A 5,835-nucleotide genomic window follows, 5' to 3' on the forward strand; every position below is an offset into this window, starting at 1 on the left:
CTCCCGCCCCGGTCGCCGCTCCCGCCGCCTCCCAGTCGGCCCCGGTCGACGAGGCGGAGAGCTCCAGCGGTCTGCTGCAGCTCGCGCGCCGTCTCCACGAGGAGCACGTCCGCGAAGGCGCCGAGAAGCGCGACGCCCTCGTGGCCGAGGGCCGCGCCACCGCAGCGCGCCTCGTCGCCGAGGCCGAGGCGAAGCAGCGCCAGCAGCTCGCGAAGCTCGACGAGGAGCGCGCGACCGTGGAGCACCGCATCGACGAGCTCCGCACCTTCGAGCGCGAGTACCGCCAGAAGCTGAAGAGCTACATCGAGGGTCAGCTCCGCGAGCTCGACGTCCAGCCGGTCTCGGCGGAGTCGTCCTCGTTCCCCGGCTTTGGGGCGTAGCACCACCGCAGCGAACGTCAGGCCGAGGGTGCTCGTCACCCTCGGCCTCGTTGCGCTCGCGGTGTTCGCGATCGATCAGATCGCGAAGCACCTGGTCACGACGAGCCTCACCCTCGGCGAGGACGTCCGCGTCCTCGGCGACGTGCTGATCCTCCACTACGTGAAGAACCCCGGCGCCGCGTTCTCGCTGGCCAGCGGCTCGACCTGGATCTTCTCGATCATCGCGGCGTGCGTGGTCGTCGCCGTGATCTGGTTCGCCCGCCGCATCCGCTCCTCGGCGTGGGCCCTGTTCTTCGGCCTCCTGCTGGGCGGGACGCTGGGCAACCTGTTCGACCGGCTGTTCCGGGAGCCGTCCTTCGGCCTCGGGCACGTCGTCGACTTCCTCTACACGCCGTGGCTCCTGCCGGCGATCTACAACATCGCCGACATCGCGATCTGCTCGGCGATGGCGATCTTCGTCGTCCTGAGCCTGCGCGGCGTGAACCTCGACGGCACGCGCACGACGAAGGCGAGCGAGGCGGCGGCGAAGGCCGAGGCCGAGGAGCCCGCCGTGCACGACTCCGAGCCGCGGACCGGCGCCTGATGGTGCAGTCCCGCTCGCTGCCCGTTCCCGACGGGCTCGACGGCCTGCGCACCGACGCCGCCGTCGCCAAGCTCCTCGGCTTCTCGCGCACCTTCGCGGCCGACGTCGCCGAGGCCGGGGGAGTGAGCGCCGACGGCCGCGTGCTCGACAAGAGCGACCGCGTCGTCGCCGGCTCCTGGCTCACCGTCGAGTGGTCTCCCCGGGAGGAGCCCCGCATCGTCCCGATCGCCGTGCCCGGCCTCGGCATCGTCCACGACGACGACGACATCGTCGTCATCGACAAGCCCGTCGGAGTGGCGGCCCACCCCGCCGTCGGCTGGGAGGGCCCCACGGTCCTCGGCGCCCTCGCCGCGGCGGGCTTCACCGTCTCGACCTCCGGAGCAGCGGAGCGCGCCGGCATCGTGCACCGCCTCGACGCCGGCACCAGCGGCCTCATGGTCGTCGCGAAGTCCGAGCGGGCGTACACCCACCTCAAGCGCGCCTTCCACGACCGCACGGTCGAGAAGGTCTACCACGCTGTCGTGCAGGGCCACCCGGACCCGCTCGCCGGCACGATCGACGCGCCTCTCGGGCGCCACCCCTCCTCCGACTGGAAGTTCGCGGTGCGGGCCGACGGCAAGCCCTCGGTGACGCACTACGAGACGATCGAGGCGTTCCCGTTCGCCTCCCTGCTCGAGATCCACCTCGAGACCGGTCGCACGCATCAGATCCGGGTGCACATGGCCGCTCAGCGCCATCCCTGCGTCGGCGATGCGATGTACGGCGCCGACCCGACCCTCTCGGCGCGGCTGGGCCTCACCCGCCAGTGGCTCGACGCGGTGCGTCTCGGCTTCGCCCATCCGGGCACGGGGGAGTGGGTCGAGTTCCAGGCGTCCTACCCGGACGACCTCGCCCACGCCCTCGCGGTGCTGCGCGGCGAGTGAGCCGAGGCGGGCGATCCGTCCCTCCCCGCCGTCCGGCCGCGTTCGCGCGGTTAGACTTTTCCACCGCGGTCGTTCACGACCCTGCCCGGGTCCCCGGTCCCCTCGCTCGCAGTCCGTCGGAGGCGCATCCTTGCCGAGTAACGATTCCTTCGTCCACCTCCACGTGCACAGCGAGTACTCGATGCTCGACGGTGCAGCGCGGGTGAAGCCGCTCATCGACGCCGCCGTCGAGGAGGGCATGCCCGCGATCGCCGTCACCGACCACGGCAACGTGTTCGGCGCCTTCGACTTCTGGCGCACGGCGACGGCCGCGGGGATCAAGCCGATCATCGGCACGGAGGCGTACCTGACGCCCGGGACGCACCGCTCGGACAAGACCCGGATCCGCTGGGGGGACGGCGGCGGCGACGACGTGTCCGGCTCGGGTGCGTACACGCACATGACGCTCCTCAGCTCGACGACCACCGGCATGCACAACCTGTTCCGGCTGTCGTCGAGGGCGTCGATCGAGGGCTACTACTTCAAGCCGCGCATGGACCGCGAGATCCTCTCGCAGTACTCCGAGGGCCTGATCGGCACGACCGGCTGCCCGAGCGGCGAGGTGCAGACGCGCCTGCGGCTGGGTCAGTACAAGGAGGCGCGCCAGGCGGCCGCCGACTACCGCGACATCTTCGGCAAGGAGAACTTCTTCGCCGAGATCATGGACCACGGTCTCGACATCGAGCGCCGCGTCATCGGCGACGTGATCCGGCTCGCGAAGGACCTCGACCTGCCCCTCGTCGCGACGAACGACCTGCACTACACGCACGCGCACGACGCGACCTCGCACGCGGCGCTGCTCTGCGTGCAGTCGGGCACGACGCTGGACGACCCCAAGCGCTTCAAGTTCGACGCCGACGAGTTCTACCTCAAGTCGCCGCGGGAGATGCGCCAGGTGTTCCGCGACCACCCGGAGGCGTGCGACAACACCCTCCTGATCGCCGAGCGCTGCGACGTGCAGTTCGACACCAGCGCGAACTACATGCCGCGCTTCCCGGTGCCGGAGGGCGAGACCGAGGACACCTGGTTCGTCAAGGAGGTCGAGGCGGGACTGCGCGAGCGCTACCCCGACGGGATCTCCGACGAGGTGCGCGCGCGGGCCGACTACGAGACGCAGGTCATCCTGCAGATGGGCTTCCCCGGCTACTTCCTCGTCGTCGCCGACTTCATCAACTGGTCCAAGCGCAACGGGATCCGCGTGGGCCCCGGCCGTGGATCCGGCGCCGGCTCGATGGCCGCGTACGCGATGAAGATCACCGACCTCGATCCGCTGCGCCACGGCCTCATCTTCGAGCGCTTCCTCAACCCCGACCGCGTCTCCATGCCCGACTTCGACGTCGACTTCGACGACCGTCGCCGCGGCGAGGTCATCCGGTACGTCACCGAAAAGTACGGCGACGAGCGCGTGGCGCAGATCGTCACCTACGGCACGATCAAGGCCAAGCAGGCCCTGAAGGACGCCTCCCGTGTCCTCGGCTTCCCCTTCGGGATGGGCGAGAAGCTGACCAAGGCGATGCCGCCGGCGATCATGGGCAAGGACATCCCGCTGAGCGGGATCAACGACCCCGAGCACGCCCGGTACAAGGAGGCGCTCGACGTCCGGAACGTCATCGCCGAGGACCCGCAGGCGAAGCTCGTCTTCGAGACGGCGCTGGGGCTCGAGAACCTCAAGCGCCAGTGGGGCGTGCACGCGGCGGGCGTCATCATGTCCAGCGATCCGCTGCTCGACATCATCCCGATCATGAAGCGGGAGCAGGACGGCCAGATCGTCACGCAGTTCGACTATCCCGCGTGCGAGTCGCTCGGCCTGATCAAGATGGACTTCCTGGGGCTGCGCAACCTCACGATCATCGACGACGCGCTCGACAACATCCGCGCCAACCGCGGGCAGGATCTCGTGCTCGAGGACCTCGAGCTCGACGACCCCGCCGCGTACGAGCTCCTGGCGCGGGGCGACACCCTCGGCGTGTTCCAGCTCGACGGCGGGCCGATGCGCGGGCTCCTGCGCCTGATGAAGCCCGACAACTTCGAGGACATCTCGGCCGTCCTCGCCCTCTACCGGCCGGGCCCGATGGGCGCGGACTCCCACACGAACTACGCGCTGCGCAAGAACGGGGTGCAGCCGATCACGCCGATCCACCCCGAGCTGGAGGAGCCCCTGGCCGAGGTGCTCGGCGGCACCTACGGACTGATCGTGTACCAGGAGCAGGTGATGTCGATCGCGCAGAAGCTCGCGGGCTTCACGCTCGCGCAGGCCGACCTGCTCCGACGCGCCATGGGCAAGAAGAAGAAGTCCGAGCTGGACAAGCAGTTCGAGGGCTTCTCGGGCGGGATGATCGCCAACGGCTACTCGATGGAGGCCGTCAAGACGCTGTGGGACATCCTGCTGCCGTTCTCGGACTACGCCTTCAACAAGGCGCACTCGGCGGCGTACGGCGTGGTCTCGTACTGGACGGCGTACCTCAAGGCGCACTACCCCGCGGAGTACATGGCCGCGCTCCTGACGAGCGTCGGCGACTCCAAGGACAAGATGGCCGCCTACCTCAACGAGTGCCGGCGGATGGGCATCAAAGTGCTCCCGCCCGACGTCAACGAGTCGATCGGGTTCTTCACCGCCGTCGGGACGGACATCCGGTTCGGGCTGGGCGCCGTCCGCAACGTCGGCACGAACGTGGTCGAGGGCATCCGCGCGGCCCGGGAGGAGAAGGGCCGGTTCGAGACCTTCCACGACTTCCTCCGCAAGGTGCCGATGCAGGCGACCAACAAGCGCACCATCGAGTCGCTGATCAAGGCCGGCGCGTTCGACTCGCTCGGGTCCACCCGCCGCGCGCTCGTCGAGATCCACGAGGACGCCGTCGAGGCCGCAGTGGGGGAGAAGCGCAACGAGGCGAACGGCCAGGTCGGCTTCGACTTCGACAGCCTCTGGGACGAGCCTCAGGCCGCGATCCAGGTGCCGGAGCGACCCGAGTGGGCCAAGCGCGACAAGCTCGCCTTCGAGCGCGACATGCTCGGCCTCTACGTCTCGGACCACCCGCTCGCCGGCCTCGAGACGGAGCTCGCGAAGCACTACAGCACCACGATCGCCGACCTCCTCGTCTCGGAGACGATCGGCGACGGAGAGACCGTCGTCGTGGCCGGACTGGTCACCAGCGTCCAGCACCGCATGGCGAAGACCTCGGGCAACCAGTACGGCATGATCCAGGTCGAGGACTTCGGCGGCGAGATCACCTGCATGTTCATGGGCAAGGCGTACCAGGAGTTCGCTCCCGCCCTCACCAACGACTCCATCGTGGTCGTGCGGGGACGGGTGAGCATGCGCGACGACGGCATGAACCTGCACGCGTTCAGCCTCTTCGCTCCCGAGATGAGCCAGGACGGCGACTCGGGACCGCTGACCGTCTCGATGCCCGAGGCCCGGGCGACGACCGACACGGTCTCGCAGCTCAGCGACGTGCTCATCCGCCACTCCGGGGCGACCGAGGTGCGACTCAAGCTGATCAAGGGCGACACCGCGCGCGTCTTCGAAGTGCCGTTCCCGGTGCGGATCACCCCCGACCTGTTCGGCGAGCTCAAATCGCTGCTGGGGCCGAACTGCCTGTACTGAGTTCGATTCGAAGCCGGTCCCTGCCCGGCTTCGCGCGGTCGGCTTCGCGACGGGGTGCGTTCCGGGGAGCGGGGTGCGTTCGGCTACGGCGATCCGCTGGGACGCGGATCGGCGGTTCGCCTCGGCTTGTTCGAAGCCGGTCCTCGGCCGGCTTCGCGCGGTCGGCTTCGCGACGGGGTGCGTTCCGGGGAGCGGGGTGCGGACGGCTACGGCGATCCGCTGGAACGCGGATCGGCGGTTCGCCTCGGAGGTGGCGAGTCGGTCCCTGCCCGGCTTCGCGCGGTCGGCTTCGCGACGGGGTGGGTT

At 69.5% G+C, this 5,835-nt stretch carries 3 protein-coding genes and 1 pseudogene; all 4 read left to right on the plus strand.

Annotated features, from left to right (window positions below; genetic code table 11):
• Positions 1-380, plus strand: a pseudogene (locus tag NB037_RS18300) (DivIVA domain-containing protein); the annotation flags it as partial.
• Between the two features lie 28 nt (positions 381-408).
• Positions 409-963 (plus strand): signal peptidase II, encoded by a 555-nt coding sequence (gene lspA, locus NB037_RS18305; RefSeq protein WP_251948336.1) that lies wholly within the window; start codon positions 409-411, stop codon positions 961-963.
• 2 nt (positions 964-965) lie between these two features.
• Positions 966-1,886: an RluA family pseudouridine synthase gene (locus NB037_RS18310; RefSeq protein WP_251948338.1), complete on the plus strand. Its 921-nt coding sequence runs from the start codon at positions 966-968 to the stop codon at positions 1,884-1,886.
• 181 nt (positions 1,887-2,067) lie between these two features.
• Positions 2,068-5,529, plus strand: a complete 3,462-nt coding sequence (gene dnaE / locus NB037_RS18315; protein ID WP_251948340.1) for a DNA polymerase III subunit alpha — start codon at positions 2,068-2,070, stop codon at positions 5,527-5,529.
• The last annotated feature ends 306 nt before the right edge of the window (positions 5,530-5,835 follow it).

It is taken from the genome of Rathayibacter rubneri, assembly GCF_023743255.1.
GTDB lineage: Bacteria > Actinomycetota > Actinomycetes > Actinomycetales > Microbacteriaceae > Rathayibacter > Rathayibacter rubneri.

Coding starts and splice junctions, on each gene's coding strand:
- dnaE (WP_251948340.1), top strand. CDS start 2,068: ATGCTCGACGGTGCAGCGCGGGTGAAGCCGCTCATCGACGCCGCCGTC.